Source organism: Pseudomonas sp. CP4 (assembly GCF_047758505.1).
GTDB lineage: Bacteria > Pseudomonadota > Gammaproteobacteria > Pseudomonadales > Pseudomonadaceae > Aquipseudomonas > Aquipseudomonas fluorescens_AO.
On the sequence record NZ_CP180489.1, the window covers coordinates 5,026,976 to 5,050,749 of the forward strand.

Annotated in this window: 25 protein-coding genes; 20 read left to right on the top strand and 5 right to left on the bottom strand. The window is 58.9% G+C overall.

Annotated elements, in window-relative coordinates:
• Nucleotides 1-5: 5 nt before the first annotated feature.
• A complete protein-coding gene (locus ACMYUN_RS22670) occupies nt 6-1,235 on the bottom strand; it encodes an MFS transporter (RefSeq protein ID WP_415761823.1) in 1,230 nt (409 codons plus the stop codon).
• A gap of 109 nt (nt 1,236-1,344) precedes the next feature.
• Nucleotides 1,345-1,998 carry an HD domain-containing protein gene (locus ACMYUN_RS22675; RefSeq protein ID WP_415761824.1) on the bottom strand — a complete coding sequence of 218 codons (654 nt, stop codon included), beginning with the start codon at nt 1,996-1,998 and terminating at the stop codon, nt 1,345-1,347.
• A gap of 225 nt (nt 1,999-2,223) precedes the next feature.
• Between ACMYUN_RS22675 and ACMYUN_RS22680 the strand changes: the two genes are divergently transcribed.
• From ACMYUN_RS22680 to ACMYUN_RS22725, 10 genes are all read left to right on the top strand, one after another.
• Nucleotides 2,224-2,703 carry a GNAT family N-acetyltransferase gene (locus ACMYUN_RS22680; RefSeq protein WP_041479417.1) on the top strand — a complete coding sequence of 160 codons (480 nt, stop codon included), beginning with the start codon at nt 2,224-2,226 and terminating at the stop codon, nt 2,701-2,703.
• A gap of 159 nt (nt 2,704-2,862) precedes the next feature.
• Nucleotides 2,863-3,525 carry a hypothetical protein gene (locus tag ACMYUN_RS22685; protein ID WP_415761825.1) on the top strand — a complete coding sequence of 221 codons (663 nt, stop codon included), beginning with the start codon at nt 2,863-2,865 and terminating at the stop codon, nt 3,523-3,525.
• The gene (locus tag ACMYUN_RS22690; protein ID WP_041479413.1) at nt 3,522-4,016 is read left to right on the top strand and encodes a PAAR domain-containing protein; all 495 of its coding nucleotides are present in this window, start codon (nt 3,522-3,524) and stop codon (nt 4,014-4,016) included. Before ACMYUN_RS22685 ends, ACMYUN_RS22690 begins: the two co-directional genes overlap by 4 nt.
• 6 nt (nt 4,017-4,022) lie before the next feature.
• Nucleotides 4,023-4,757, top strand: a complete 735-nt coding sequence (locus ACMYUN_RS22695; protein ID WP_415761826.1) for an alpha/beta hydrolase — start codon at nt 4,023-4,025, stop codon at nt 4,755-4,757.
• Between the two features lie 3 nt (nt 4,758-4,760).
• Nucleotides 4,761-5,258: a hypothetical protein gene (locus ACMYUN_RS22700; protein ID WP_415761827.1), complete on the top strand. Its 498-nt coding sequence runs from the start codon at nt 4,761-4,763 to the stop codon at nt 5,256-5,258.
• 139 nt (nt 5,259-5,397) lie between these two features.
• The gene (locus ACMYUN_RS22705) at nt 5,398-6,387 is read left to right on the top strand and encodes a 2-dehydro-3-deoxygalactonokinase (RefSeq protein ID WP_415761828.1); all 990 of its coding nucleotides are present in this window, start codon (nt 5,398-5,400) and stop codon (nt 6,385-6,387) included.
• A gap of 19 nt (nt 6,388-6,406) precedes the next feature.
• Nucleotides 6,407-7,027, top strand: a complete 621-nt coding sequence (locus ACMYUN_RS22710; RefSeq protein WP_415761829.1) for a 2-dehydro-3-deoxy-6-phosphogalactonate aldolase — start codon at nt 6,407-6,409, stop codon at nt 7,025-7,027.
• Nucleotides 7,028-7,074: 47 nt separating this feature from the next.
• Entirely contained in the window at nt 7,075-8,223 is a 1,149-nt protein-coding gene (gene dgoD, locus ACMYUN_RS22715; RefSeq protein ID WP_016770960.1) for a galactonate dehydratase, read from the top strand.
• Nucleotides 8,224-8,423: 200 nt separating this feature from the next.
• Complete coding sequence (locus tag ACMYUN_RS22720; RefSeq protein ID WP_415761830.1) at nt 8,424-9,734, top strand: MFS transporter; 1,311 nt, start codon at nt 8,424-8,426, stop codon at nt 9,732-9,734.
• A 61-nt stretch (nt 9,735-9,795) separates the two neighbouring features.
• Nucleotides 9,796-10,599, top strand: coding sequence for an IclR family transcriptional regulator (locus tag ACMYUN_RS22725; protein WP_310405872.1), 804 nt, complete (start codon nt 9,796-9,798; stop codon nt 10,597-10,599).
• A gap of 11 nt (nt 10,600-10,610) precedes the next feature.
• Here ACMYUN_RS22725 and ACMYUN_RS22730 read toward each other — a convergent pair whose 3' ends face one another.
• Complete coding sequence (locus ACMYUN_RS22730) at nt 10,611-11,663, bottom strand: NAD(P)-dependent alcohol dehydrogenase (RefSeq protein WP_415761831.1); 1,053 nt, start codon at nt 11,661-11,663, stop codon at nt 10,611-10,613.
• A gap of 190 nt (nt 11,664-11,853) precedes the next feature.
• Between ACMYUN_RS22730 and ACMYUN_RS22735 the strand changes: the two genes are divergently transcribed.
• Nucleotides 11,854-12,744, top strand: coding sequence for an AraC family transcriptional regulator (locus tag ACMYUN_RS22735; RefSeq protein WP_016770956.1), 891 nt, complete (start codon nt 11,854-11,856; stop codon nt 12,742-12,744).
• A 184-nt stretch (nt 12,745-12,928) separates the two neighbouring features.
• On the opposite strand, the gene ACMYUN_RS22740 is transcribed toward ACMYUN_RS22735, so the two are convergent.
• Nucleotides 12,929-14,593 carry an electron transfer flavoprotein-ubiquinone oxidoreductase gene (locus tag ACMYUN_RS22740; RefSeq protein WP_415761832.1) on the bottom strand — a complete coding sequence of 555 codons (1,665 nt, stop codon included), beginning with the start codon at nt 14,591-14,593 and terminating at the stop codon, nt 12,929-12,931.
• Between the two features lie 550 nt (nt 14,594-15,143).
• Here ACMYUN_RS22740 and ACMYUN_RS22745 point away from each other — a divergent pair.
• From ACMYUN_RS22745 to ACMYUN_RS22765, 5 genes are all read left to right on the top strand, one after another.
• Nucleotides 15,144-15,893, top strand: coding sequence for an electron transfer flavoprotein subunit beta/FixA family protein (locus tag ACMYUN_RS22745; RefSeq protein ID WP_007908338.1), 750 nt, complete (start codon nt 15,144-15,146; stop codon nt 15,891-15,893).
• A complete protein-coding gene (locus ACMYUN_RS22750) occupies nt 15,894-16,823 on the top strand; it encodes an electron transfer flavoprotein subunit alpha/FixB family protein (RefSeq protein ID WP_016770954.1) in 930 nt (309 codons plus the stop codon). It begins immediately after the preceding gene.
• An 81-nt stretch (nt 16,824-16,904) separates the two neighbouring features.
• A complete protein-coding gene (locus tag ACMYUN_RS22755) occupies nt 16,905-17,726 on the top strand; it encodes a substrate-binding periplasmic protein (protein ID WP_415761833.1) in 822 nt (273 codons plus the stop codon).
• Between the two features lie 9 nt (nt 17,727-17,735).
• The gene (locus tag ACMYUN_RS22760; protein WP_039760099.1) at nt 17,736-18,098 is read left to right on the top strand and encodes a DUF4398 domain-containing protein; all 363 of its coding nucleotides are present in this window, start codon (nt 17,736-17,738) and stop codon (nt 18,096-18,098) included.
• Entirely contained in the window at nt 18,095-18,907 is an 813-nt protein-coding gene (locus ACMYUN_RS22765) for an OmpA family protein (RefSeq protein ID WP_129997364.1), read from the top strand. Before ACMYUN_RS22760 ends, ACMYUN_RS22765 begins: the two co-directional genes overlap by 4 nt.
• A gap of 34 nt (nt 18,908-18,941) precedes the next feature.
• Here ACMYUN_RS22765 and ACMYUN_RS22770 read toward each other — a convergent pair whose 3' ends face one another.
• The gene (locus tag ACMYUN_RS22770; RefSeq protein WP_310408833.1) at nt 18,942-19,937 is read right to left on the bottom strand and encodes an IS110 family transposase; all 996 of its coding nucleotides are present in this window, start codon (nt 19,935-19,937) and stop codon (nt 18,942-18,944) included.
• Between the two features lie 555 nt (nt 19,938-20,492).
• Here ACMYUN_RS22770 and ACMYUN_RS22775 point away from each other — a divergent pair.
• The 4 genes from ACMYUN_RS22775 (at nt 20,493) to ACMYUN_RS22790 (ending at nt 23,547) form a co-directional block, all read left to right on the top strand.
• Nucleotides 20,493-21,932 (top strand): PLP-dependent aminotransferase family protein, encoded by a 1,440-nt coding sequence (locus ACMYUN_RS22775; protein ID WP_024013893.1) that lies wholly within the window; start codon nt 20,493-20,495, stop codon nt 21,930-21,932.
• Nucleotides 21,933-22,010: 78 nt separating this feature from the next.
• Nucleotides 22,011-22,484 (top strand): translation initiation factor 2, encoded by a 474-nt coding sequence (locus tag ACMYUN_RS22780; RefSeq protein ID WP_415761835.1) that lies wholly within the window; start codon nt 22,011-22,013, stop codon nt 22,482-22,484.
• Nucleotides 22,485-22,646: 162 nt separating this feature from the next.
• Nucleotides 22,647-22,901: a YkgJ family cysteine cluster protein gene (locus tag ACMYUN_RS22785; protein ID WP_016770949.1), complete on the top strand. Its 255-nt coding sequence runs from the start codon at nt 22,647-22,649 to the stop codon at nt 22,899-22,901.
• A 40-nt stretch (nt 22,902-22,941) separates the two neighbouring features.
• Nucleotides 22,942-23,547 carry an START domain-containing protein gene (locus ACMYUN_RS22790; RefSeq protein ID WP_039760095.1) on the top strand — a complete coding sequence of 202 codons (606 nt, stop codon included), beginning with the start codon at nt 22,942-22,944 and terminating at the stop codon, nt 23,545-23,547.
• Nucleotides 23,548-23,774 lie beyond the last annotated feature (227 nt).

Consider the following 23,774-nt stretch of genomic DNA (forward strand, 5'->3'; position numbering starts at 1 on the left):
AGCCCTTATGACGGATTGGTGCCTGAGGATCGACGAACGGTCGGCGTCGGCCTTGGGTTTTTTGCAGTGAATCGGCGCCATAGCAGGCGACCGATAGTGATCAACCAGTTCGCCAGCGCCACACCCAACAACGTCAGCAGCAATGACGCCATGCCTTGCTCGACGATGAGTTTGCCGGCGAGCAACGGGAAACCGAACACCCCGATAAAGTATGCGAGACTGAACAGCAGCAGTGCTTGGGAAGTGGTGCCATCAGGTGCTTCGTTGGCGGCGAGGCCGTTAATCACCGAGTAGGTCAGCCCGTAACCGACGCCGAGCATGACCGCCGCCAGCAGATAGCTGAGGCCGCCGTTGACGCCGAACGCGAACAGCATGACCGACGCGAGCATCACACCCGACAGCAGGCACGAGGCGCGTAACGGATCGCGCTTGATCACGTAGCCTGCGATCAACATCCGGCTGCTGATCGCCGCGCCCATGAATCCCACGAAAAACCACGAATAATCCAGCGCTCGCACGGCGGCGTAGCTGGTCTGGAAACTCGACAACCCGCCAAACACACAACCGCCCAGACCGACCATGATGATCGGCAGCAAGGCCTGAGAGCTGAAGACTTGAGTGGTCGCGCGCCAAGTGATTTTCGCTGTGGTGGTTTGCGATGGGGTCAGTCTCGGAGCGAGTCGCCAGAACAGCAGCGCGCCGACGAAGCTCGCCAGCGCAGCCAGATAAAAGGCTGAAGCGAGCGGTAAATCCAGTGCACTGGCCGCCCTTCCGAACAATGGTCCGCTGCCGATCCCGCTCATCATGCTGCCGGACAGCAAAGCGAAATATTTCGCGCGCTGAGCCGGGACCACCAGATTGGCAACGATGATCGGCCCCAGGGTGTAGAACACTCCCCAACCCAATCCCAGCAGCAAACCGAAAAACAGCAGCCCGTAACCGAACCCCGATGTCATCGCAAAGCCCAGACTCGCCGCCACCAGCAACAGGGCGAACACGCCAATCGAGCGCGCCGCGCCGAGCAGATCCGCCAGATGACCACAGCCCAGTACGGCAACAAAGGTACTGAGCATCGCCGCCGAAATCACCGTGCCCGCGTCATGTTCATTGCCGCCGCGCGCACCGATCAATAGCGCCAGCAAAAACGTCGTGCCATATGACAGCGACAGCAGATAACTGGCGAGACAGAACAGACCGAACAGTTTGCCTGACACCTTGGGTGTTACATGGGACATGGCGCGCTTCCTTGAGCGGGGGAATTAACCTTGTCTGTTTATCACGGCGCACGTGCGCGTCAGGTGTGAGGTTGCTGAAGTCAGGATCGCGCTTTGCCGGAGTAAAGGATCAGACGATGCCGATTTCTTCCTTGAACTGCTCCATGAAATCCTTCAAGTGTTGATGTCGAACCCACGCCAGGCGCTGGCCGGTGGCGGTCTGAAAACCCTCGGCGATGTGCAGCAGTTTGGTCTGGAAATGATCGAGGCAAAAACGCGTGTCGTCGTACTCACGCTCAAGCGCTTCGGGATCCTGCGGGTCGTACAGGGCCGAGCCCATGCGTCCGGCCACGTAGAAGGTGCGGGCGACGCCGAGCATGCCCAGCGAGTCGAGGCGGTCGGCGTCCTGGACGATTTTCGCTTCGAGGGTCAGCGGGGCGATGTTGGCGGAGAAGCTGTGGGCTTCGATGGCGTGGGCGACGCTGATGATTTTTTCGCGAGGCCAGTCCATCTCCTTCAGAACGGACGAAGCTTTGTCCGCTGCCAGACGCGAAGCCTGCGAGCGTAGCGGGGAGTTTTTTTCGACCGCTACGCAGTCGTGCAACAACACCGCTGCGAGCAAAACCTCGAGATCGCCGCCTTCGGTTGCATGCAGGGTGCGTGCGGTGTGCCAGACCCGCTGCAAATGGGCGAGGTCGTGGGCGCCGTCGTCCGAGGGTTCGAGTGCGTGGGGCAGCAACTGCGCCGCAAGGGTCGTCATCGGCACGAATGCATTAAGGCTCATCAGATTCCTTTCAGGTTGGCTTGGTACCTGTGGGAGCGAGCTTGCTCGCGAAGGCGTCCGGTCAGGGGAAACAGATAGCGCCTGATCCACCGCTTTCGCGAGCAAGCTCGCTCCCACACAGTCCCGCGGTGTTGGCAATGACTGTACATTAATCCCGTTTTGCCATGTGACGAGCGCCGCTGCGCGCCTTAGTATGGCGCTTTAATTTGCACACAAGGCCCGTCCATGACGATCGAAATCCGCCCGGCGACCCCCAGCGATGCACCGCAGATCCTCGCCTTCATCACCGAACTCGCCGATTTCGAAAAGGCCCGTCACGAAGTCATCGCCAGCGTCGCCGACATCGAACGCAGCCTGTTCGGCGAAGGCGCCACCGCCCACGGCCTGATCTGCCTGCGCGACGGCTTGCCGATCGGCTTCGCGGTGTTCTTCTTCAGTTATTCGACCTGGCTGGGCAGCAACTGCCTGTACCTCGAAGACCTCTACATCACCCCCGAACAACGCGGCGGCGGCGCCGGCAAAACCCTGCTGCGCCACCTGGCAAAAATCGCCTGCGCCAACGACTGCGGCCGCTTCGAATGGAGCGTGCTGGAATGGAACACCCCGGCCATCGAATTCTACAAATCCCTCGGCGCACAACCGCAGGAGGAGTGGGTGCGGTATCGCATGGATGGCAAGGTGTTGCGCGAATTTGCCGAGGGCTGAGCACAATGATGGCAATCTACTGCTGATTCAGTTGTCGCCACCGCTCTAGTCCGGCATTCTGTGCGCCATTTTTGCGCGCTCACGGACGACACTTGCAATGCATCTGGCAAAATTTCTCCGCGCCTGTGGAGCCCTCGCTGCGTCAATGAGTGACCAGCTATGAGCGGACTGCAGGCGTCTATGCGTCTGTATGGTCTGGTGAAAACTACCGGCTCTTCTGACGACCCGAATCGACAGGCTGTCGAAATTCTCTGCATGGCCCAGCGCACTGGCGGCGTGGCTATACGGGCTTTCGTGTCGCGGCTTGATGCCGAGTTGATGACGCGCAGTTCCGACCTTGGCGACTACCGCGTGATAGCGCTGAGAACCTTTGATCCCACAGCGATTATCGACGCCCATCAAGGCTGGCTGATGCTGCACATCTGTTGCGGCTTCGTCGCTCTCGCCGGCCATTCTCTGTTGAAAAACGGTGCGTTGATCCCGATGGGCTGGCACGTCTACTCCGAAGTAGGGCGTTGGACCACTGGGCATCATTTGGATTTCGGCGTGCAAATGGGCGACGTGCTGCAATCGACTTATGAGCGCAATCAGCTGCGCAACTACAACGCCTGGCTCAACGAACTGGATGACGCAACGTCTGCCGACCTGAAATGGCAAGCCGACGAAGCCTGGCGTGCCGTGCAAACCGCGACATCACCTGACAGCCGTGAGCATTGTCATGCTCTGTTCGACCCTGTCGACAATCGCTGGCGCTTTGCCGCGACCGACATCGACATCTATCAGCCATCCCCGGCACCCCTTAAGCAAGGAGCTTTGAATTGAGTGGTAAACCCGCAGCACGCGTCACCGACCCGACTGCTTGCCCATTGCCAGGTCACGGCACCAACCCGATTGTCTCCGGCTCGCCGGACGTGTTCTTCGACGGCCTCGCTGCTGCCCGCATGACCGATAAATCAGCGTGTGGCAGCCCTATTACCGGAGCGGTCTCCGGCACTGTTTTCATCAACGGCCTGAACGCCGCGATGCTCGATAGCACTGGTGGGCATGGCAATGTCGTGATCGGTGGCTCGGGAACGGTGATCATCGGCCAGAGTGGGGGTGGGGCTGCGTTTAGCGGGCTGTTGCCGATGCCGGTGCATTTCACTGACAGGTTGCAAGTGACGAATGAAGCGACTGGACAGCCAGTGCCTTATCACGCCTACACCATTCAACGAGGCGACGGAAGTGAGGAACACGGTGTAACCGATGCAAACGGATTCACGCATATGGTCAGCTCGCACGTGGCAGAAACCATTAAATTATTTGTGGAGTGATGGGTGATGTCCGAAGTCAGCGCACCGAGTGAAACACCCCACGCGAAAAGGGAAGTGAAAGCACACATACTTACCTGCAAGACCGACCAGTCCAATAAGCAGGTGGCGATATCTTTGAGAAACTTCGTTGTATTCTTTATTGGCGGTGCTGGAGATCAGGAAAGCTATTATTTCAGCGGTCCTAATAATAACGTCGATGCAGTACGCGAAATATTTCTGAGAGATGCCAAGGCTCTGAAGTTTCCTGCAGGGAAATTTGAATCATGGCCCCTTGGGTATAATGATTTCATCAGTGATAAAGATCTGTCCGAAAAAGTGCTGGCTAGAATCCCTGACTGTTCTACCGCTGTGTATATCATTGGCCATAGCTTGGGAGGTTGGAATGGCGCCCACCTCTCATCTGTTCTCACAGAAAAAGGCTATACGGTAAGAATGTTAATGACCATCGATCCTGTCGGCGAGGGAGTGATGGTTTGGGGCATTTCCAATATCTACAGGTTGCCGCCCAAGCCCAAGGCCCAGTACTGGGTCAATATTCGCGCCGCACCAAAAGTAAGAAACGTTTCAGATACAGTTGCAAGCTTCGGTGAACAGTGGGAAATCACTACCGGACCAAATGTGATGGGACAGGTAGACGTGAACCATGCGGATGCCAATATCATGTATCTGCGGCCATTGAATAATGGCAAGACTGCTCGTCAGATTTTCAACGAGTCAGTATTGAATCTATTCAAGGAGTAAGATGTGTCCCGATTTGTCTTGATGTTTTTATTAGTCGCTTGCTCCGCATGTTCAATGAATCATGGCAAGCCGATAGCAAGGCTGGTTTATTCCGGAGTCGAGGAACTGGAAGATACCGGGATTTATCAGATTCGTTTTCACTCCGATGTGCAAATTCTCGAGTTGTTCAAATCCCATATCAGCCAAGGGTTGGTATGTGCGGTGGACGATGATCTGGACTTTTCTGTGGCGCATACGATAAGACGCTCCGGTTTTGGTCTCGTTGAGCGCGACGAAAAGGGCGCACCAAACGATTACAAGGCCGAAGTCATATTTAGAGAGTCCACCGGAGAAAAGGGGGCCGAATTTTTCCCCGGCGGACCAGAGCTCGGTCGTTGGATCGCGACTAAACCTTTCATTTCTTGTGTGTTCCGAACTCACACGACTACTTACAAAACGTATTTTTCCGAAATCATGCGCGTGCCTACGACTGACTTGGCACGTGCTATTAATCGGAATTGAGTCTTTTCGTCCGGAAAGGCCTCTAGCTTGGTGATCGTCGTATCCCATAATATGGGATAGACATTTATATATTGAGATTTCCCGTCCCTCGGGTTTATAGTCCGTCGCACTCACTGCCAAAAACAAAACAGGTGAAGCGATGCAGGCGCAATTGATCGCGCTCGATTGGGGGACGACCTCATTACGTGCTTACAAACTCGCGGCAAACGGTGTGGTGCTGGAACAGCGTGCGCTGTCTTCCGGGATCATGCAGTTGCCCAAGACTCCACGAGTGATTCACGGCCGTGAATGCGCCGACGGTTTTGAATTGGCCTTTGACGAGGCCTGCGGTGACTGGCTCGATGCGCAGCCGGATCTGCCGGTGATCGCTTGCGGCATGGTCGGCAGTGCGCAGGGCTGGCGCGAAGCGGCTTACTGCGAGACGCCGGCCGACGTCGCCCATCTCGGAAATTCCCTACAAACCGTTATCAGTCTGCGCGGCAATCCGGTGCGTATCGTCCCGGGCGTGATCCAGCGTTCGCGACTGCCCAATGTGATGCGGGGCGAAGAAACCCAAGTCCTCGGCGTGCTGCAAAGTCTTCCGGCCGAAGCGGGTAACGATCTGCTGATCGGCCTGCCCGGCAGCCACTCGAAATGGGTAGAAGTGGTCGATGGCCGCATCACACATTTCGACACGTTCATGACCGGCGAAGTCTTCGCCGTACTCAGCGAGCACAGCATTCTTGGCCGTACCCAGCAGCCGAGCGCGACGTTCGATGCGCAAGCGTTCGACCGCGGCGTGCAAATCGCGCTGTCGGCGGATGCCGAGCTCGGTGTGCTCTCGACCTTGTTCAGCGCCCGCACCCTCGGCCTGACCGGTGAACTGAGCCCGACCGCTCAGGCGGATTATCTCTCCGGCCTGATGATCGGCCATGAGCTGGCAGCGCTTGCCAATGTGCAGCGGCGCCGGCGCAATCAATCGAACCTTCCAGCGATCGTGCTCATCGGTAATGCGCAACTGTGCACGCGTTATCACCGCGCCCTCGACGCCTGCGGCTTTGCTCAGGTGACGCTGGCCGAGCAGGCGACCGAGCGTGGCCTGTGGCACCTGGCGCGCGCCGCCGGACTGATCGATTCCTCATCCCGTTAACCCTGACTGGAGGCCTGACATGCTCAAGCAAGCACTGGCACAAAACGGTCTGATCGCGATTCTGCGTGGCCTGCAACCGCAGGAAGCGGCGGCTGTCGGAGAAGTCCTGTATTCCGCCGGATTTCGTGTCATCGAAGTACCGCTCAATTCCCCATCGCCGTACGAAAGTATCCGCATCCTGCGCGACGCGCTGCCTGACGATTGCCTGATCGGTGCCGGCACGGTGCTCACCCCCGAGCAGGTCGAGCAGGTCAAAGCGGCTGGCGGCCAAGTGATCGTCATGCCGCACAGCGATGCCAAGGTGTTGCGCGCGGCGAAAGCGGCGGGGCTGTACCTGTCGCCCGGCGTGGCCACGCCGACCGAAGCCTTCGCCGCATTGGCCGAGGGTGCGGACATTCTCAAGCTGTTCCCGGCCGAGCAGATGAGCCCGGCCGTCGTCAAAGCCTGGCTCGCGGTGTTGCCGGCCGGCACGGTGCTGGCGCCGGTCGGTGGCATTACACCGGACAACATGCAGGCCTTTATTGATGCTGGAGTGAAAGGTTTTGGCCTCGGTTCCGGCCTGTTCAAACCGGGCATGACGCCCGAGCAGGTGGCGGTCAATGCCAAGGCGTACGTGGCTGCCTGGGAAGCCCTGCGTTAAGACTTTTGGCGCCGCGTGCGCTGCATCCGAACAAGAGAGACAAGCAGATGAAAATTACCAAACTCACGACCTTCATCGTTCCGCCGCGCTGGTGCTTCCTCAAGGTCGAAACCGACGAGGGCGTCACCGGTTGGGGCGAGCCTGTGGTCGAAGGGCGCGCGCATACCGTAGCGGCTGCGGTGGAAGAATTGTCCGACTACCTGATCGGCAAAGACCCACGCAATATCGAAGACATCTGGACCGTGCTCTATCGCGGCGGTTTCTACCGTGGCGGCGCGATCCACATGAGCGCGCTCGCCGGTATCGACCAGGCACTTTGGGACATCAAGGGCAAGGCCCTCGGCGTATCGGTCAGCGATCTGCTCGGTGGCCAAGTGCGCGACAAGATTCGTGTGTACTCGTGGATCGGCGGCGACCGTCCGGCCGACACCGCGCGTGCGGCAAAAGAGGCGGTGAGCCGTGGTTTCACGGCGGTGAAAATGAACGGTACCGAAGAGCTGCAGTTCCTTGACACCTTCGAGAAAGTCGATCTCGCCTTGGCCAACGTCGCCGCCGTGCGTGACGCGGTCGGGCCGAACGTCGGCATCGGCGTCGACTTCCATGGCCGCGTGCACAAGCCGATGGCCAAGGTGCTGATGAAGGAGCTCGACCCGTACAAACTGATGTTCATCGAAGAACCGGTGCTCAGTGAAAACTATGAAGCGCTGAAAGAACTGGCGCCGCTGACCAGCACGCCGATTGCCCTCGGCGAACGGCTGTTCTCGCGTTGGGACTTTAAACGGGTGTTGAGCGAAGGCTACGTCGACATTATCCAGCCGGATGCCTCTCACGCTGGCGGTATCACTGAAACCCGCAAGATCGCCAACATGGCCGAAGCCTACGACGTCGCGCTGGCGCTGCACTGCCCGCTGGGACCGATCGCGCTGGCGGCGTGTTTGCAACTGGACGCGGCTTGTTACAACGCGTTTATCCAGGAGCAGAGCCTGGGCATCCATTACAACGAAAGCAACGACTTGCTCGACTATGTGAAGGATCCACGGGTGTTCGACTACGACCAAGGCTTCGTCAAAATCCCGAACGGCCCGGGGCTGGGTATCGAGATCAACGAGGAATACGTCATCGAGCGTGCGGCCGTCGGCCACCGCTGGCGCAACCCGATCTGGCGTCATGCCGATGGCAGCTTTGCCGAGTGGTGAGTCTCTGACTCGCTAGCATCAGATCGTTCCCACGCTCTGCGTGGGAATGCCTCAATGGACGCTCTGCGTCCGCTGCTGGGACGCGGAGCGTCCCGGGCTGCATTCCCACGCGGAGCGTGGGAACGATCAGTCAGTTTTTGACCTCCAGGGAGAGGAGATCTGCGTCATGACCTCAACAAACATAAAAAGAGGCATCTCTCATGCAAACGCACACCCTCTCCGGGCAGGCGTCTTTAGTCACGCCCAGCCGCAAGCGGTTTTTCATCATGGTGTTGCTGTTCATCACCGTGGTCATCAACTACCTCGACCGCAGCAATCTGTCGATTGCCGCGCCGGCGCTGACCAGTGAACTGGGCATCGACCCGGTTCATGTCGGTCTGATCTTCTCCGCCTTCGGCTGGACTTACGCCGCAATGCAGATCCCCGGCGGCTGGCTGGTCGATCGCGTGCCGCCACGGATTCTTTACAGTGTCGCGCTGTTGCTGTGGTCGGTGGCCACAGTGATGCTCGGTTTCGTCAGCAGCTTCATTGCCCTGTTCGTGCTGCGCATGGCCGTCGGTGCGCTGGAAGCGCCGGCCTATCCGATCAACAGTCGCGTGGTGACGACCTGGTTTCCTGAGCGCGAACGCGCCACGGCGATCGGTTTCTACACCTCCGGGCAGTTTGTCGGTCTGGCCTTCCTGACCCCGGTGCTGGCGTGGCTGCAACATGAATTCGGCTGGCACATGGTGTTCGTCGCCACCGGCGCGGTGGGCATTCTCTGGGCAGTGATCTGGTACGCGGTGTATCGCGAGCCACGCGATTTCAAAGGCACCAATCAGGCGGAAATCGACCTGATTCGTGAAGGCGGCGGGCTGGTGGATATCCAGGCCGAGGCGGCCAAGGTCAAAGCCAAATTCAGCTGGACCGATCTGGGCATCGTCCTCAGCAAACGCAAGTTGTGGGGCATCTACCTCGGCCAGTTCTGCCTGAACTCAACGCTGTGGTTTTTCCTCACCTGGTTCCCGACCTATCTGGTGAAATATCGCGGCATGGACTTCATCAAGTCCGGCCTGCTCGCGTCCCTGCCGTTTCTTGCCGCGTTCGTCGGCGTGTTGTGCTCGGGATTCTTTTCCGACTTCCTGATCCGCCGTGGCTATACCGTGGGCTTCGCGCGCAAGTTGCCGATCATCGGCGGGCTGCTGATTTCGACTTCGATCATCGGCGCCAACTTTGTCGATTCGACGCCGCTGGTGATTGCCTTCCTCGCGCTGGCATTTTTCGGCAACGGACTGGCGTCGATCACCTGGTCACTGGTGTCGACACTGGCGCCGGCGCGTTTGCTCGGCCTGACCGGTGGCGTATTCAACTTCATCGGCAACCTCTCGGCGATTGCTACTCCGATCGTGATCGGCTTCCTCGCCAGCGGCGATTCGTTCGCTCCGGCGATTACCTACATCGCCGTGCTCGCGCTGGTCGGTGCCTTGTCCTACGTGCTGCTGGTGGGCAAGGTCGAGCGTATCGAGTTGTAGTGCTCAGTCTCGGGCGACCATAATGCCGCCCGTTCCTTCGCTCAACGGTAAAAGGCTGGATATGCAGGAAGACGCTCCGGAAAAAACCAAGGACGCCGCGCCCACCGGCACCCAGACGCTGCTGCGCGGCCTCGGTGTGGTGCAGGCGGTGGCCAGTGGCGCGCGTGATCTCAAGGAGATCGCCCGGCTGATCGGCACCACGCGCAGTACCACCCATCGTCTGGCCAGTTGCCTGGTCGACGAGCGTTATCTGCGCGTGGTGCCGCAAATCGGTTATCTGCTCGGGCCGAAACTGATCGAACTGGGCTTTCAGGCCCGCGAAGAGTTGCCGCTGGTGACGTTGGCCGGGCCGTATCTGGACGAGTTGTCGGCAATGACCGGCGATACCGTGCACCTCGGAATCCGCGAAGGCGACGAAGTGCTGTACCTGCTGAAGAATCCAGGACGCAACGGCCCGGAAATGCGCTCGCGGGTCGGCCATCGCATGCCGCTGGTGCGCACCGGGATCGGCAAGGCCTTGATGCTCGATGACTCGCCGCAGGATTGGCGGCGGCTGTACGACATCAGCCTGCCGGCAGGTGGCAAAAGTCAGTTCTGGCCGCAGCATCCCCAGCAGTCGTGGGAACAGCTTGAGCAGCGCATGGGCGAGTATGTCGCCGGTGGTTATGCGTTCGATCTGGAAGACAACGAACCGTCGATCCGCTGCGTGGCGGCGCCGATTCGTGATGCGAGCAAGGGCATTGTCGCGGCAATCAGTATCGCCAGCACCGTGCCGTACATGCCGCTGGAAAAAATGGCCGAGTTGATCCCCCTGCTCAAAGGGGTCACAACCCGGCTGTCGGCGGAGCTAGGCTTGAAGGTGTAAGCCTTGAAGGTTTAAGCCTTCAGCGTCGCCATATCGATGACGAAACGGTATTTCACGTCACCGGCAATCATCCGCGCGTAGGCTTCATTGATATTGCGGATGTCGAGCATTTCGATGTCGCAGGTGATGTTGTGCTCGGCGCAGAAATCCAGCACTTCCTGGGTCTCCGCGATACCACCGATCAAGGAACCGGCCAGAACGCGGCGGCTCATCACCAGATTGCCGGCGTGGACGGGTGGGTTCACCGGCTCGATCAGGCCGACCAGAATGTGCACGCCGTCGAAACGCAGCGTGTCGAGGTACGGGTTCAGATCGTGCTGCACCGGGATGGTGTCGAGCAGGAAGTCGAAGTAGCCGGCAGCGGCCTTCATTTGCTCTGCATCGGTGGAGACGATCACATGGTCGGCGCCCTGACGGCGACCTTCTTCAGCCTTGCTCGCCGAGCGGGTGAACAGTGTGACTTCCGCGCCCATGGCCTTGGCGAACTTGATGCCCATGTGGCCGAGGCCCCCCATACCGAGAATCCCGACCTTGTCACCGGCCTTGACGCCGTAATGCTTGAGCGGCGAGTAGGTGGTGATGCCGGCGCAGAGAATCGGTGCGGCGCTGGCCAGAGCCAGACGTTCCGGAATGCGCACAACGAAGTGTTCGCTGACCACGATGCTGTCGGAATAGCCGCCCATGGTGTTGCTGCCATCGACCCGGTCCGGGGTGGCGTAAGTCATGGTCGGGCCTTCGAGGCAATATTGCTCGAGGTTCGCCTGGCAGGCTTCGCAGCTGCGGCAGGAATCGACCATGCAGCCGACGCCGACCAGATCGCCTACCTTGTGACGGGTGACATTCGCACCGACAGCGGTGACTTTTCCGACGATCTCATGGCCAGGCATCAGCGGATAAACGGCGATGCCCCATTCGTTGCGTGCCTGATGGATGTCGGAATGGCAGACGCCGCAGTAGAGAATTTCGATCGCCACGTCGTCGGCGCGCGGGCTGCGGCGTTCGAATTTCATCGGGGCGAGGGGCGTGGTGGCCGATTGGGCGGCATAGCCGATGGCGGTGTACATGGGTGACCTCGCAAAAACAGTGACAAGTGAGGCGGTGAATTCTGGGTGCCAGAGGCGGGTGCGGCCATGACGATTTCTCCGGGACTCATGCCTAATCCTCCGGCATGCGGGTTTCGGCGATCGCATTGGCCAGCGGATCTGCGATGATGTTTTCATCCCTTTTTCCGTGAATTTTACGAAGACCTATTTGATGCAGTTGACCCGTCATCTTGATGCCAATGCCCGGCTGGTTTCGTTGATCGAACCGCTGGCGCTGCGCGATGGCTACAGCCAGACCGGCCTGCCCGGTGTGCAGATCTTGCGCGCCAGCTGCGACGTCGCCCGTGGCCCGCATATCTACGAGCCGAGCCTGATGATTATCGCCCAAGGCAGCAAACTGGCGTTTCTCGGCCCACGCACCATGGAATATGGCGCCGGGCATTACCTGATCCAGGCGCTGCCGGTGCCGTTCGAATGCGAAACCTTTGCCTTGCCCGATGCGCCATTGCTCGGTGTGTCGGTGGCGATCGATCGCGTCCTGCTCGGCGAACTGGTGCTGGCCATGGGGCTGGCGCCGGGGCGGCATATTCCGGCGCAGACGCCGGAGTCGATGACCTCGGTGGTGCTCGACGATGGCATGCGCGGTTGCGTCGAACGGCTGCTCAGCTGTCTGCACGATCCGCTGGAATGCCAGATTCTCGGCCCGGCGCGGGTGCGTGAGTTATTGTTCGTCGCGCTGCGCGGGCCGCAAGCGGATGTGTTGCGTGCGCTGGTTGAGCAACAAGGGCAATTCGCCCGGGTCGCGGCATCGATCAGCCATCTGCATGCGCATTACACCGAGCCGCTGAATGTCGAGACCTTGGCCGGTTGCGCGAACATGAGCGTGTCGACCTTTCATGAGCATTTCAAACGCAGCACATTGTTGTCGCCGGTGCAGTATCTGAAGCGTTTGCGCTTGTTGAAGGCGCAGACGTTGCTGGTGGCGGAGGGGCTTGGCGTGGCGCAGGTGGCGCATCGGGTCGGGTATCAGAGCACGTCGCAATTCAGCCGCGAGTACAAGCGTTACTTCGAACGTAGCCCGGGGGACGAGCGCGCTGCCTGATCTGCCGATAATCCCCTGTGGGAGCGAGCCTGCTCGCGAAGGCGCTGGATCAGTCGACATCATCTTTATATGACACACCGCTTTCGCGAGCAGGCTCGCTCCCACAGTTGTTTTGTGGTGGCAGAGGAATTGTGGGCAACAAAAAGGCCCCCATTTCGGGAGCCTTGTTGTTCAGCGTTTCGACTTACATATTCGGGTAAGTCGGGCCGCCGGCACCTTCCGGCGCCACCCAGGTGATGTTCTGCGCAGGGTCCTTGATGTCACAGGTCTTGCAGTGCACGCAGTTCTGGGCGTTGATCTGGAAGCGTTTCTCGCCGTCTTCCTTGGTGATCACTTCGTATACGCCGGCCGGGCAGTAGCGCTGCGCCGGTTCGTCGTACAGCGGCAGGTTTTTGCTGATCGGGATGCTCGGATCGGTCAGCTTCAAGTGGCACGGCTGCTCTTCTTCGTGGTTGGTACCGGAGATGAACACCGAGCTGAGTTTGTCGAAACTCAGTTTGCCGTCGGGTTTCGGGTAGTCGATCTTCTTGCAGTCGGCCGCGAGCTTGAGGCAGGCGTAATCCGGCTTGGTGTCGCGCAGGGTGAACGGCAGTTTGCCGCCGAAAATGTTCTGGTCCAGCCAGTTGAAACCACCGCCGATGATCGCGCCGTACTTGTGAATCGCCGCGCCGAAGTTGCGGCTGGCGAACAGTTCTTCGTGCAGCCAGCTGTTCTTGAACGCGTCGACGTAAGTGGTCAATTCGACGGTGCAATCCTGCTCGGCGAACAGCGCATCGGCTACCGATTCCGCCGCGAGCATGCCGGACTTCATCGCCGTGTGGCTGCCTTTGATCTTGGCGAAGTTCAGGGTGCCGAGGTCGCAACCGATCAGCGCGCCGCCCTTGAAGACCATTTTCGGCAGCGAATTCAGGCCGCCCTTGGCGATGGCGCGGGCGCCGTAGCTGACGCGCTTGCCGCCTTCCAGGTATTGCTTGAGCAACGGGTGATGCTTGAGGCGCTGGAACTCATCGAACGGCGACAGGTAAGTGTTGCTGTAGGACAGGTCGACGATCAGACCGACCACCACCTGATTGTTTTCCAGGTGATAGAGGAACGAGCCGCCGGTGTTTTCGGTGCCCATGATGTCCAGCGGCCAGCCGGCGGTGTGCACCACCAGGCCTGGCTGATGCTTGGCGGGGTCGATTTCCCAGATTTCCTTGAGGCCGATGCCGTAATGCTGAACGTCGGCATCGCTGTCGAGGTTGTAGCGCTTGATCAGTTGCTTGCCGATGTGGCCACGGCAGCCTTCGGCGAACAACGTGTATTTGCCACGCAGTTCCATGCCCGGGGTGTACAGGCCTTCTTTCGGATGGCCTTCACGGTCGACGCCCAGATCACCGGTGATGATCCCGCGCACCACGCCGTTTTCATCGATCAGCGCTTCCTGAGCGGCGAAGCCCGGGTAGATTTCAACACCGAGGTTTTCAGCCTGCTGAGCCAGCCAGCGGCACAGGTTGCCGAGGGAGATAATGTAGTTGCCTTCGTTGTGCATGGTCTTGGGCACAAAGAAGTCAGGGATCTTCTGCGCACTGTCGGCATTTTTCAGCACGAAAATGTCATCGCGTGTGACGGGCGTGTTCAGCGGCGCGCCGAGCTCTTTCCAGTCCGGGAACAGTTCGTTCAGAGCGCGGGGTTCGAATACCGCACCGGAGAGGATATGTGCGCCGACTTCGGAGCCTTTTTCGACCACGCAGACGCTGATTTCCTTACCGGCGTCAGCGGCCTTCTGCTTCAAGCGGCAGGCGGCGGACAGACCAGCGGGGCCGGCACCGACGATGACGACGTCGAATTCCATGTATTCGCGTTCCACAGGCTATCTCCTACTCAAGGCTCAACAGTTTTTTTTCTAATATGGAGGTTTGATCTCGCATCCGTATTGCCTTTACGTTAACGTCAAAGGGAATATTGGCGAATCCACCTTTCTCTCTAGGCGGCGCATTATATCTACACCACTCCGAGCGTCCAATACAAACGTTTGTTTGAATCGCCTCCAGCCCTGATAAATCAAAGAAGCGCGGCTTATGACAGGGCATTTTGGCGTATTGACCAGAATGGGCGTTCCGGTCAAGATACGGGCGGTTTTGCGCTCGCCGTAGGCAGACTGGCGGTTTCAAGAGCACCTCTAAAGACAGGGCACAGGCAGTAGACGGTGATGCGCAGCGCAAGTCCGGCGCGCAGTTTACACAGCGTGAGAATGAATGACCCGGCAGTCACCCCTGACGAACGGTCAACTCCCTTCGCGAAGTGAATCACCTCACATTCAAGCCGGCGTTTTTAGAGGTGCCCTTGTCGCCCGATGAGCATCATCCGCCAGGTTCGCCTAGGCGACTTTCTTTTCACCGGAGAGTAACGAGGAATCCATGAAGGTTCTTGTAGCTGTCAAACGCGTTGTGGATTACAACGTCAAGGTCCGCGTCAAGGCGGACAATTCCGGCGTCGACCTCGCCAACGTCAAGATGTCGATGAACCCATTCTGCGAAATCGCCGTGGAAGAAGCCGTACGCCTGAAAGAGAAGGGCGTTGCGACTGAAATCGTCGTCGTCTCCATCGGCCCGACCACCGCTCAGGAGCAGCTGCGTACCGCACTGGCTCTGGGTGCCGACCGCGCCATCCTCGTCGAATCCGCTGAAGACCTGACCTCGCTGGCCGTGGCCAAGCTGCTCAAGGCTGTCGTTGACAAGGAACAGCCGCAGCTGGTGATCCTTGGCAAACAGGCGATCGACAGCGATAACAACCAGACCGGCCAGATGCTCGCGGCACTGAGCGGCTACGGTCAGGGCACCTTCGCCTCGAAAGTCGAAGTCTCCGGCGACAGCGTAGCCGTGACCCGCGAAATCGACGGCGGCGCGCAGACCGTTTCGCTGAAACTGCCTGCAATCGTCACCACCGACCTGCGTTTGAACGAGCCGCGCTACGCGTCCCTGCCAAACATCATGAAAGCCAAGAAGAAGCCTCTCGAAGTGCTGACTCCGGACGCTTTGGGCGTTTCCACCGCCTCCACCAACAAGACCCTGAAAGTCGAAGCGCCGGCTGCACGCAGCGCGGGTATCAAGGTCAAGTCGGTGGCTGAACTGGTTGAAAAACTCAAGAACGAAGCGAAGGTAATCTAAATGACTATCTTGGTTATTGCTGAACACGACAACAAAGTGCTGGCCCCGGCCACACTGAACACCGTGGCTGCGGCTGCCAAAATCGGCGGCGACATTCACGTTCTGGTTGCAGGTCAGGGCGCTGGCCCGGTGGCCGAAGCCGCGGCTAAAATCGCTGGCGTGAGCAAAGTCCTGAATGCTGACAACGCCGCCTACGCGCATCAGCTGCCAGAGAACGTAGCTCCGCTGGTTGCAGAGCTGGGCGCTGGCTACAGCCACATCCTCGCTGCCGCCACTTCCAACGGCAAAAACATCCTGCCGCGCGTTGCTGCTGCGCTGGACGTTGACCAGATCTCCGAGATCATCTCGGTTGAAAGCGCTGACACCTTCAAGCGTCCGATCTATGCCGGTAACGCCATCGCTACCGTGCAATCGACCGCCGCGATCAAAGTGATCACCGTGCGTGCCACCGGTTTCGATCCGGTGGCTGCTGAAGGTGGTTCGGCTGCCGTTGAAGCCGTTGGCGCTGCTCACGACGCCGGTACTTCGAGCTTCGTCAGCGAAGAGCTGGCCAAGTCCGATCGTCCTGAGCTGACCGCTGCCAAGATCGTCGTTTCCGGCGGTCGCGGCATGCAGAACGGTGACAACTTCAAGCACCTGTACGCGCTGGCCGACAAGCTCGGCGCGGCTGTTGGCGCTTCGCGCGCTGCGGTCGACGCAGGTTTCGTACCGAACGACATGCAGGTCGGTCAGACCGGCAAGATCGTTGCGCCACAGCTGTACATCGCCGTCGGCATCTCCGGCGCGATCCAGCATTTGGCCGGCATGAAAGACTCCAAGGTGATCGTTGCGATCAACAAGGACGAAGAAGCGCCGATCTTCCAGGTGGCCGATTACGGTCTTGTGGCGGATCTGTTCGAAGCAGTACCTGAGCTGGAGAAGCTGGTCTAATCCGGCGGCTTCACTTATAAAGAGCCCGGCCTGTTGGTCGGGCTTTTTTTTGTCTCGGATTTGAGTGGGGAGTGTTTTGCCATGGATCTGCGCTGCGGATGGTTATTGGGATTGATGCTGTTGCCCGGTTTGGCCATGGCCGCGGGCAAGTGCGAGCGCCTGGTTGTCACCGGCAGCCCGGATGCGCCGCCGTACCTGTGGCAGGACCCGCAAAACCCCAAGCGCCTGATCGGCGCCAGTGCCGATCTGTTGCAGCAAGTGGCCAAGGATCTGGGCATCAAAGTCGACCTGCTCTACGCCGGCAAACGCTCGCAGGCCCTCGATGAAGTGCGCAGCGGGCGCATGGACATGCTGGCCGACGCACCGCTGACCGTGACCGAGCTGGAAAACTTCGACTTCATTCATCCGCCACTGCTGGAAAACGACTATCTGGTGTGGACGCGCAAAGGCTCGACGCTGACCTATGCCGAGGCCGGCGACCTTAAAGGGCACGCCGGCGCGGTGTCGGAAAAATCTCGGATGACCCAGGCATTCGGCACTTTCGCCGAGCAGAATCTGACCCTGACGCGGACAGCCAACCTTACCCAGGCACTACAGAAACTTCTTTTGGGCGAGGTGGAATATGTCCTCGCCGGGCGCTACTCAGGCCTGGCCGCCGCGCAGACATTGGGCATGACCAGCGATCTGCTGGCGTTCGAACAACCCATCGACCGGCCGGGTCTGTTCCTCGCGGTTTCGCATAACTCGGCCTGCAACGATCCGTGGTTGCGCGGACAGCTCGCCAAAAAGATGACAGAATTGCCCGCGTCCGGACTGACGGAAGCCGCGCTGCAACGCAACCTCGAGCGCTGGAAGGCGCAACAGCAACAGCCGCCACGACCTGTCAGTGCCCCAAAACAGTAGGGATTCTTAGTGAGTATTCGACCTCTTTTCGCGGCTGTGGCCGTTCTGGCCCTGGCCGGGTGCGCAACCGATCCGGCACCCAGTGAACAAATGCGTTTGACCGAACAAGCCATCGTGCAGGCCAAGGCCGTTGGCGCCACCGCTGACGACGTGCCGGAAATGCAACTGGCCGAAACCAAGTACAACCGCGCCAAAGGCAACATGGCGGACGAGTCCTATCGCAACGCGCGCATGCGGGCCGAGCAGGCCGAACTGGATGCGCGTCTGGCTGAAGCCAAGGTGCTGACGAAAAAAAGCCAAGAGCAACTGAATGTGCTCAATACCCGCATTGTCCGCCTGCGCAAGCAGCTGCAACTGGGGGAAGCGCAATGAGCCTCAAGTCCAACGCTCTCGGCATTCTGCTTCTTGCCGGTTGCGCCAGCCTCTACGGCTGCGCCGGCCAGCACAGCGAGGCGGCGCTGCAACAGGCCGGCGCTGATTTCCAGAAGGTCAAGGAAGATTCCAATGTGCTGCGCATCGCGCCGAAAGACGTGATCCGCGCTGGCGAATCCCTGGCCCGCGCCGATCGGCTGTCGACCTATTGGGGCAGCGGTGCCGACGTGGTGCATTACGCCTACCTGAGCCAGCGCTACAGCGAAATCGCCCGCGAGCACACCAATCAGGTACTCAACGAGGAGCAAGCGGCCAAGCTCGAACTGGAGCGGCAGCGCCTGCAACTGGCCCTGCGCGAATCGAAACTGCTCAGCGTGCAGCAACAAGGCAAGTGGCTGGAGGAACAGATCGTCGCGCTGGCGACCACGCAGACTGATCGCGGTCTGGTGATGACCCTCGGCGATGTGTTGTTCGACACTGGCGAAGCGGAACTGAAAAACTCGGCCAACCGGGTCGTGCTGAAGATCGTTCAGTTCCTGCAGCTCAATCCCAAGCGCGTGGTGCGCATCGAGGGTTACACCGACAGCACTGGTGGGAAACAGGAAAACCTCAAACTGTCCCGCGACCGCGCGCAATCGGTGGCTGACGTGCTGGTCGATCTGGGGATCGACGAAAAGCGCATCCAGGTCGAAGGTTACGGTGATCAGTTTCCGGTCGATGCCAACGCCTCCGAGCGCGGTAGGGCGCAGAATCGCCGTGTGGAAATCGTGTTTTCCGACGAAAAGGGCCAGCTCGGCGCCGCCCGCTAAGCAACGCAAAACCCTGTAGATACTCTGTTCACGGTCAAGCTTTTTGGACGTGTTTACCGCTAAAAAGCTTGGCCGTGTCGAAGTCTTCTCCGGCCTGCATGCAGGCCCATAGTCCGGTCAGGTATTTGCGCATGACTGCGACGATAGCTTGCATCTTCCTCTTTCCTCGGGCCACCAACGCTTCGTAAAACGCTTTCACGTTCGGGTCGCAACGTATGGCGGTCAGCGCAGGCATGTACATCGCTGAGCGCAAATAGGCATTGCCGCCCTTACTTATCCGGCCGGGTTTATCAATGCTGCTTCCTGATTGCGTGAGTCGGACATCGAGTCCGGCATGGCGGCTAACCTGCGCGGATTTAAGCGTCACCGGTAAGGTCGTCAGTTCAGCCAGCGCTGCAAATACTGAGATCTCACCCATGCCTGGAGCGGCAATCATGTGTCCAAACTGGGCGCTCAACATTGGGCAGTTGTCGATCAATGCCCGACCAGCGACACGGAAACGCTCGATTCGTTTGTCAAAGGCGTTGATGGCCTCTTCTTCATCCTCAATCAGCATCGGGAGTGTTGTTTGAGTAGCTTTTAGCGCATGCAGCTCGTTTTTGGCGCGGGTGCGGTGACCTGTCAAACGATTGATGTGGCGGCCGATAGCACGCAGCTCAAGCTGTATTGAAGTGGGCGGCGTCCACAACCTTGGGCTCATCCGTTCGCCGTATTCAGCTAATAATTGGGCATCGATTGCGTCCGTTTTGCTGTTTTTCAGCATCAGCTTTGCAAAGTTGTGAAAACTCTTCGGATTGATAACCGAGACTGGCAAACCCGCCGCAGCGAGCTCCATGGCCAAGTCCAGGTAGTAGATACCGGTGGCTTCCATCACCACAGATATCGGCTTGAGCTCAAGCAATTTGCCGACAGCAGCCTTGCGCCCCGCCGGCGTCTGGTCGATATTGCACTGACCTGCAAAGCGGCCGCCATTGCGCCAGCCCATCGCTGTAGTGCGAGATCCCACATCCAAACCGACGTGCATGTTCATGCTTTCAACTCCAAGAGAACTGAGTTAAAAATGCTTCCTGGTTCCCCTGACCTCGAACTTCATGCCACTGCAACCTTGTAATGCGAAGTCCGACTCGTCGGCTTCTCGATACTCTTCGTGGTGGGCAATGAGGCGGGGGGACCTCTCTACAGACAAGGTCAGGAGCAAGTCCTGCCTTAAGGAGCGATCGGTCTCCCCCAGAAACACATCTTCGTATGTCGCACCAGCGAGCTTAGATCTCATTCATGCTGGTGTCTGGGGAACATACAAGGAGCTGCCGAAGGCTGCGATTTTTTGATGTTGAATTTAAAAACAAGATCAAAAGATCGCAGCCTCGTTTCACTCGTCAGCTCCTACACAGCTCCTGCAAAGCCCGGCCTGTCATGCAGTGCCGGGCTTTTTTACGTCTGTCTATTGGCTGGCAAATCGGTACAGTCGGGGGCAGACACCGCACTGTATGGTCGAGTAATCTGGCAACTGTCCCAGTACACTTCTAAACTGTTCCGGTATTGTTTCAGACAAGAATAAAACGCCCGTGAAATCGAGTGCTGCGTCATGACCAATCTCTTGCTCTACCAACGTATTGCTCAGCAACTGGCCGAAGACATCCGCCGGGGTGTCTATCAACCCGGGGAGCGCGTGCCTTCGGTGCGCAAGATGAGCTCGCAGCTCAACGTCAGTCATGCGACGGTGTTGCAGGCCTATGCCAACCTTGAAGATCAGGGCCTGATCCGTGCCCGGCCGCAGTCGGGTTATTACGTACACCAGACCCCCGCGCTGACCGCGCCGACGCCTGACATTGCCCGGGTCGAACGGCCGGGGCTGGTGACGCGCAGCAGCATCATTCAACAGGTATTGGTGGAGTCCCGCCGGGAAGGCGTGTTTCCGCTGGGCGCTGCGGTCCCGAGTGTCGATTATCTGCCGGTGCGTGCGCTGCATCAGCAGTTGGCCAAGGTGACCCGGTTTCACAGCCCACGGGCGTTCAGCTACATGTTCAGCCCCGGTTTTGAACCGCTGCGTCGGCAAGTGGCGATTCGCATGCGTGACGCTGGCGTGGTGGTGGACCCGTCGGAAGTAGTGATCACCCACGGCTGTGTCGACGCCTTGCAGATGTCGTTGCGTGTGCTGACCCGGCCGGGCGATCTGATCGCTGCCGAATCGCCAACCTATTACGGCCTGCTGCAACTGGCCGATCTGCTTGGCCTGAAAGTCATCGAAATCCCCAGCGACCCCGCTACCGGCATGAGTCTGGAAGCCTTGCAGCTGGCCGCCAATCAATGGTCGATCAAGGCGTTGGTGCTGACCACGCGCCTGAGCAATCCCCTCGGCGGCACCATGCCGGAAGAGCGGCAGAAACAGTTGCTGCGCCTGGCCTCGGATTTCGATATCCAGATTGTCGAAGACGATATCTACGGGGAACTGATGTTCGAGCAGGGCCGCACCAAAGCGCTGAAGGCCTACGATCGACTGGATCGAGTGATCTACTGCTCGAGCTTCTCCAAAACCCTGTCGCCCGGTGTGCGCATCGGCTGGATGATCGCCGGCAAGTACCAACAGGAAATCCAGCGCCTGCAAACCTTCAGTACCCATTCAGCGTGCAGCGTCACGCAGATGGCGATAGCGGCCTATCTGGAAAACGGCGGTTATGACCGGCATTTACGCTACATCCGTCAGGAATACCGAAAAAACCTCAGCGCGTTCCAGCTGGCGGTGCAGCAGCACTTCCCTGAAGGCACGCAAATGTCCCGACCTACGGGCGGTTTCATCCTGTGGGTGAGCTTGCCGGGGCGGGTCAACACCCAGGAATTGCATGTCCGCGCGTTGCAACAAGGCATTAGCATCGCGCCGGGGCTGATCTTCAGTAACACCGAGCAGTTCAACCACTGTATCCGCCTGAACTGCGGCATTCCGTGGAACCGCGAGGCGGAGCGGGCGCTGATGACGCTGGGTCTGTTGGCCACCCAACTGTGTCAGGAAACCGCTGGCGGATTCTGAACGAAGAGGGCGGTGATGCTTGTCATGTGACGCACAACAGGCGAGCATGTGGCCCTCTGCCGTTAGTTCGTTGGGTCCATGAAAGCGATTGTTCCTGCCGCGTGGGTACTGCTGGGTTTGCTGATGATCGGCCAGGCGCCGGGTGTCCTGGCGGCCGCAGCCCAGGAAAAACCGGCAGCGACCAGTACCACGAACAAAGCCACCAAAACCGCGGCTCCGGCAAAAAAAGCCCAAGCCAAAAAAAACGCCACGGTGAAGAAGCGCCGCCCGGTTGCTTCGAAATCGAAACCCGCCAGCGAAGTGGCCAAGACCAAATTGCCGCCGGCAAAACTCGACCTCAGCCTGCCCAAGGATATGGTTGAAGAGTTGAAGCCACGGGGCACCGTGGAGCTGCCCAAACGCGAGGCCATCCTGCCGCAGATGTTTGGCGAGAAAGATAACGGCTTCCAGCTCAACGGCCGTTTGCTCAGCAACGAAATGCAGTTGCAACTGCGCAACGAAGCGCGCCGCGATGTGGAAGGTGCGGCGCTGGATTTCGAATTCAAACAATAGATCCGGGCATCTGCGACGCGCAGACCAGACGCTTCGTCGGAGACTGCCCGGTCACTTTTACTTATCGTTGAAAACCCGCTTGCAGCAATTTGAAACAGCCGTTTTAGCGGTTACTCTGTTCGCGTCTCTTTACACATCGCCCGTCGCGAGGATCTGTTCGTCATGAAATGCCGTGAAGGCTGTGGCGCTTGCTGCATTGCCCCCTCCATCAGTTCGCCGATCCCGGGCATGCCCGATGGCAAACCCGCCGGCGAACGTTGCGTGCAACTGTCGGTCGATAACCTGTGCAGCATTTTCGGCCGTCCGGAGCGCCCAGCTGTCTGCTCGGGCTTCGCTGCGGATGTCGAGGTCTGCGGCAGTAGCTCCGAAGAAGCGATCAGATTGATCGGCTGGTGGGAGCAGATGACGGCGGCGTGATGTGTTCACCAACGGAACTTCAACAATAAGGAATAACACTATGGGTTCGCTGCACCGTATCGCTGTTTTGTGTGGTCTGACCGCCGTGCTCGTCACTTCGGTCGCCCAGGCGGAAGACTGGAAAGTCGCCAAGAATGAAGACGGCATCAAGGTTTCCCTGAGCGAAATACCCGGTTCGGACTACAAGTCCTACCAAGGCGTCGCGCTGATGAAAACCACCGTTGCCAAACTGCGCGCCTTGCAGGAAGACGTCTCCGGCGCCTGCGCGTGGATTCACGAATGCAAGAGCCAGAAACTGCTCAAGCACGAAGGCGATCTGAGCTGGACCTATTCGCAATTCAACACGCCGTGGCCGGTGACCCCGCGTGATTCGGTGCTGAAGATCACCACCGTTGAAGGCGCCGACGGCAGCCTGACCCGGAATCTTGAAGGCGTACCGACCTATCTGCCGGAAGAAAAAGGTTTCGTGCGGGTCCAGCAGGTCAAAGGCTTCTGGAAGTTCGTGCCAAAAGGCGATCAGGTCGAAGTGACTTATCAAGTGCACACCGAGCCAGGCGGCAGCGTGCCGGCGATGGTTGCCAACAAGTTTGTTGTCGATGCGCCATTCAATACCTTGAAAGCGCTGAAAGAACGCGCCGAGAAATAATTTTCGCGCTCTAAACAAAACGCCCCGAACGGTTCGGGGCGTTTTGTTTTGTCTCTAAATTGTATTTCCAAATATGCGTTGCACGAAATTTTCACAAAGTCTTAAAGACAATTCGCCCGCACTTGTTGCCTGCCATAGCGCAGCAGCCCTTTGAATGAAAGTCTTCAAGAGCAGGGCAGTAATCAATGGCAATGGTGTGAACGATCGTGCAACATTTGCGCACTGCG

Excerpts from the sequence above, each read along its gene's own strand:
- ACMYUN_RS22670 (WP_415761823.1), bottom strand. The coding sequence starts at position 1,235 with ATGTCCCATGTAACACCCAAGGTGTCAGGCAAACTGTTCGGTCTGTTC.
- ACMYUN_RS22675 (WP_415761824.1), bottom strand. The coding sequence starts at position 1,998 with ATGAGCCTTAATGCATTCGTGCCGATGACGACCCTTGCGGCGCAGTTG.
- ACMYUN_RS22680 (WP_041479417.1), top strand. The coding sequence starts at position 2,224 with ATGACGATCGAAATCCGCCCGGCGACCCCCAGCGATGCACCGCAGATC.
- ACMYUN_RS22685 (WP_415761825.1), top strand. The coding sequence starts at position 2,863 with ATGAGCGGACTGCAGGCGTCTATGCGTCTGTATGGTCTGGTGAAAACT.
- ACMYUN_RS22695 (WP_415761826.1), top strand. The coding sequence starts at position 4,023 with ATGTCCGAAGTCAGCGCACCGAGTGAAACACCCCACGCGAAAAGGGAA.
- ACMYUN_RS22705 (WP_415761828.1), top strand. The coding sequence starts at position 5,398 with ATGCAGGCGCAATTGATCGCGCTCGATTGGGGGACGACCTCATTACGT.
- ACMYUN_RS22710 (WP_415761829.1), top strand. The coding sequence starts at position 6,407 with ATGCTCAAGCAAGCACTGGCACAAAACGGTCTGATCGCGATTCTGCGT.
- dgoD (WP_016770960.1), top strand. The coding sequence starts at position 7,075 with ATGAAAATTACCAAACTCACGACCTTCATCGTTCCGCCGCGCTGGTGC.
- ACMYUN_RS22720 (WP_415761830.1), top strand. The coding sequence starts at position 8,424 with ATGCAAACGCACACCCTCTCCGGGCAGGCGTCTTTAGTCACGCCCAGC.
- ACMYUN_RS22725 (WP_310405872.1), top strand. The coding sequence starts at position 9,796 with ATGCAGGAAGACGCTCCGGAAAAAACCAAGGACGCCGCGCCCACCGGC.
- ACMYUN_RS22730 (WP_415761831.1), bottom strand. The coding sequence starts at position 11,663 with ATGTACACCGCCATCGGCTATGCCGCCCAATCGGCCACCACGCCCCTC.
- ACMYUN_RS22735 (WP_016770956.1), top strand. The coding sequence starts at position 11,854 with ATGCAGTTGACCCGTCATCTTGATGCCAATGCCCGGCTGGTTTCGTTG.
- ACMYUN_RS22745 (WP_007908338.1), top strand. The coding sequence starts at position 15,144 with ATGAAGGTTCTTGTAGCTGTCAAACGCGTTGTGGATTACAACGTCAAG.
- ACMYUN_RS22750 (WP_016770954.1), top strand. The coding sequence starts at position 15,894 with ATGACTATCTTGGTTATTGCTGAACACGACAACAAAGTGCTGGCCCCG.
- ACMYUN_RS22755 (WP_415761833.1), top strand. The coding sequence starts at position 16,905 with ATGGATCTGCGCTGCGGATGGTTATTGGGATTGATGCTGTTGCCCGGT.
- ACMYUN_RS22765 (WP_129997364.1), top strand. The coding sequence starts at position 18,095 with ATGAGCCTCAAGTCCAACGCTCTCGGCATTCTGCTTCTTGCCGGTTGC.
- ACMYUN_RS22770 (WP_310408833.1), bottom strand. The coding sequence starts at position 19,937 with ATGAACATGCACGTCGGTTTGGATGTGGGATCTCGCACTACAGCGATG.
- ACMYUN_RS22775 (WP_024013893.1), top strand. The coding sequence starts at position 20,493 with ATGACCAATCTCTTGCTCTACCAACGTATTGCTCAGCAACTGGCCGAA.
- ACMYUN_RS22780 (WP_415761835.1), top strand. The coding sequence starts at position 22,011 with ATGAAAGCGATTGTTCCTGCCGCGTGGGTACTGCTGGGTTTGCTGATG.
- ACMYUN_RS22785 (WP_016770949.1), top strand. The coding sequence starts at position 22,647 with ATGAAATGCCGTGAAGGCTGTGGCGCTTGCTGCATTGCCCCCTCCATC.
- ACMYUN_RS22790 (WP_039760095.1), top strand. The coding sequence starts at position 22,942 with ATGGGTTCGCTGCACCGTATCGCTGTTTTGTGTGGTCTGACCGCCGTG.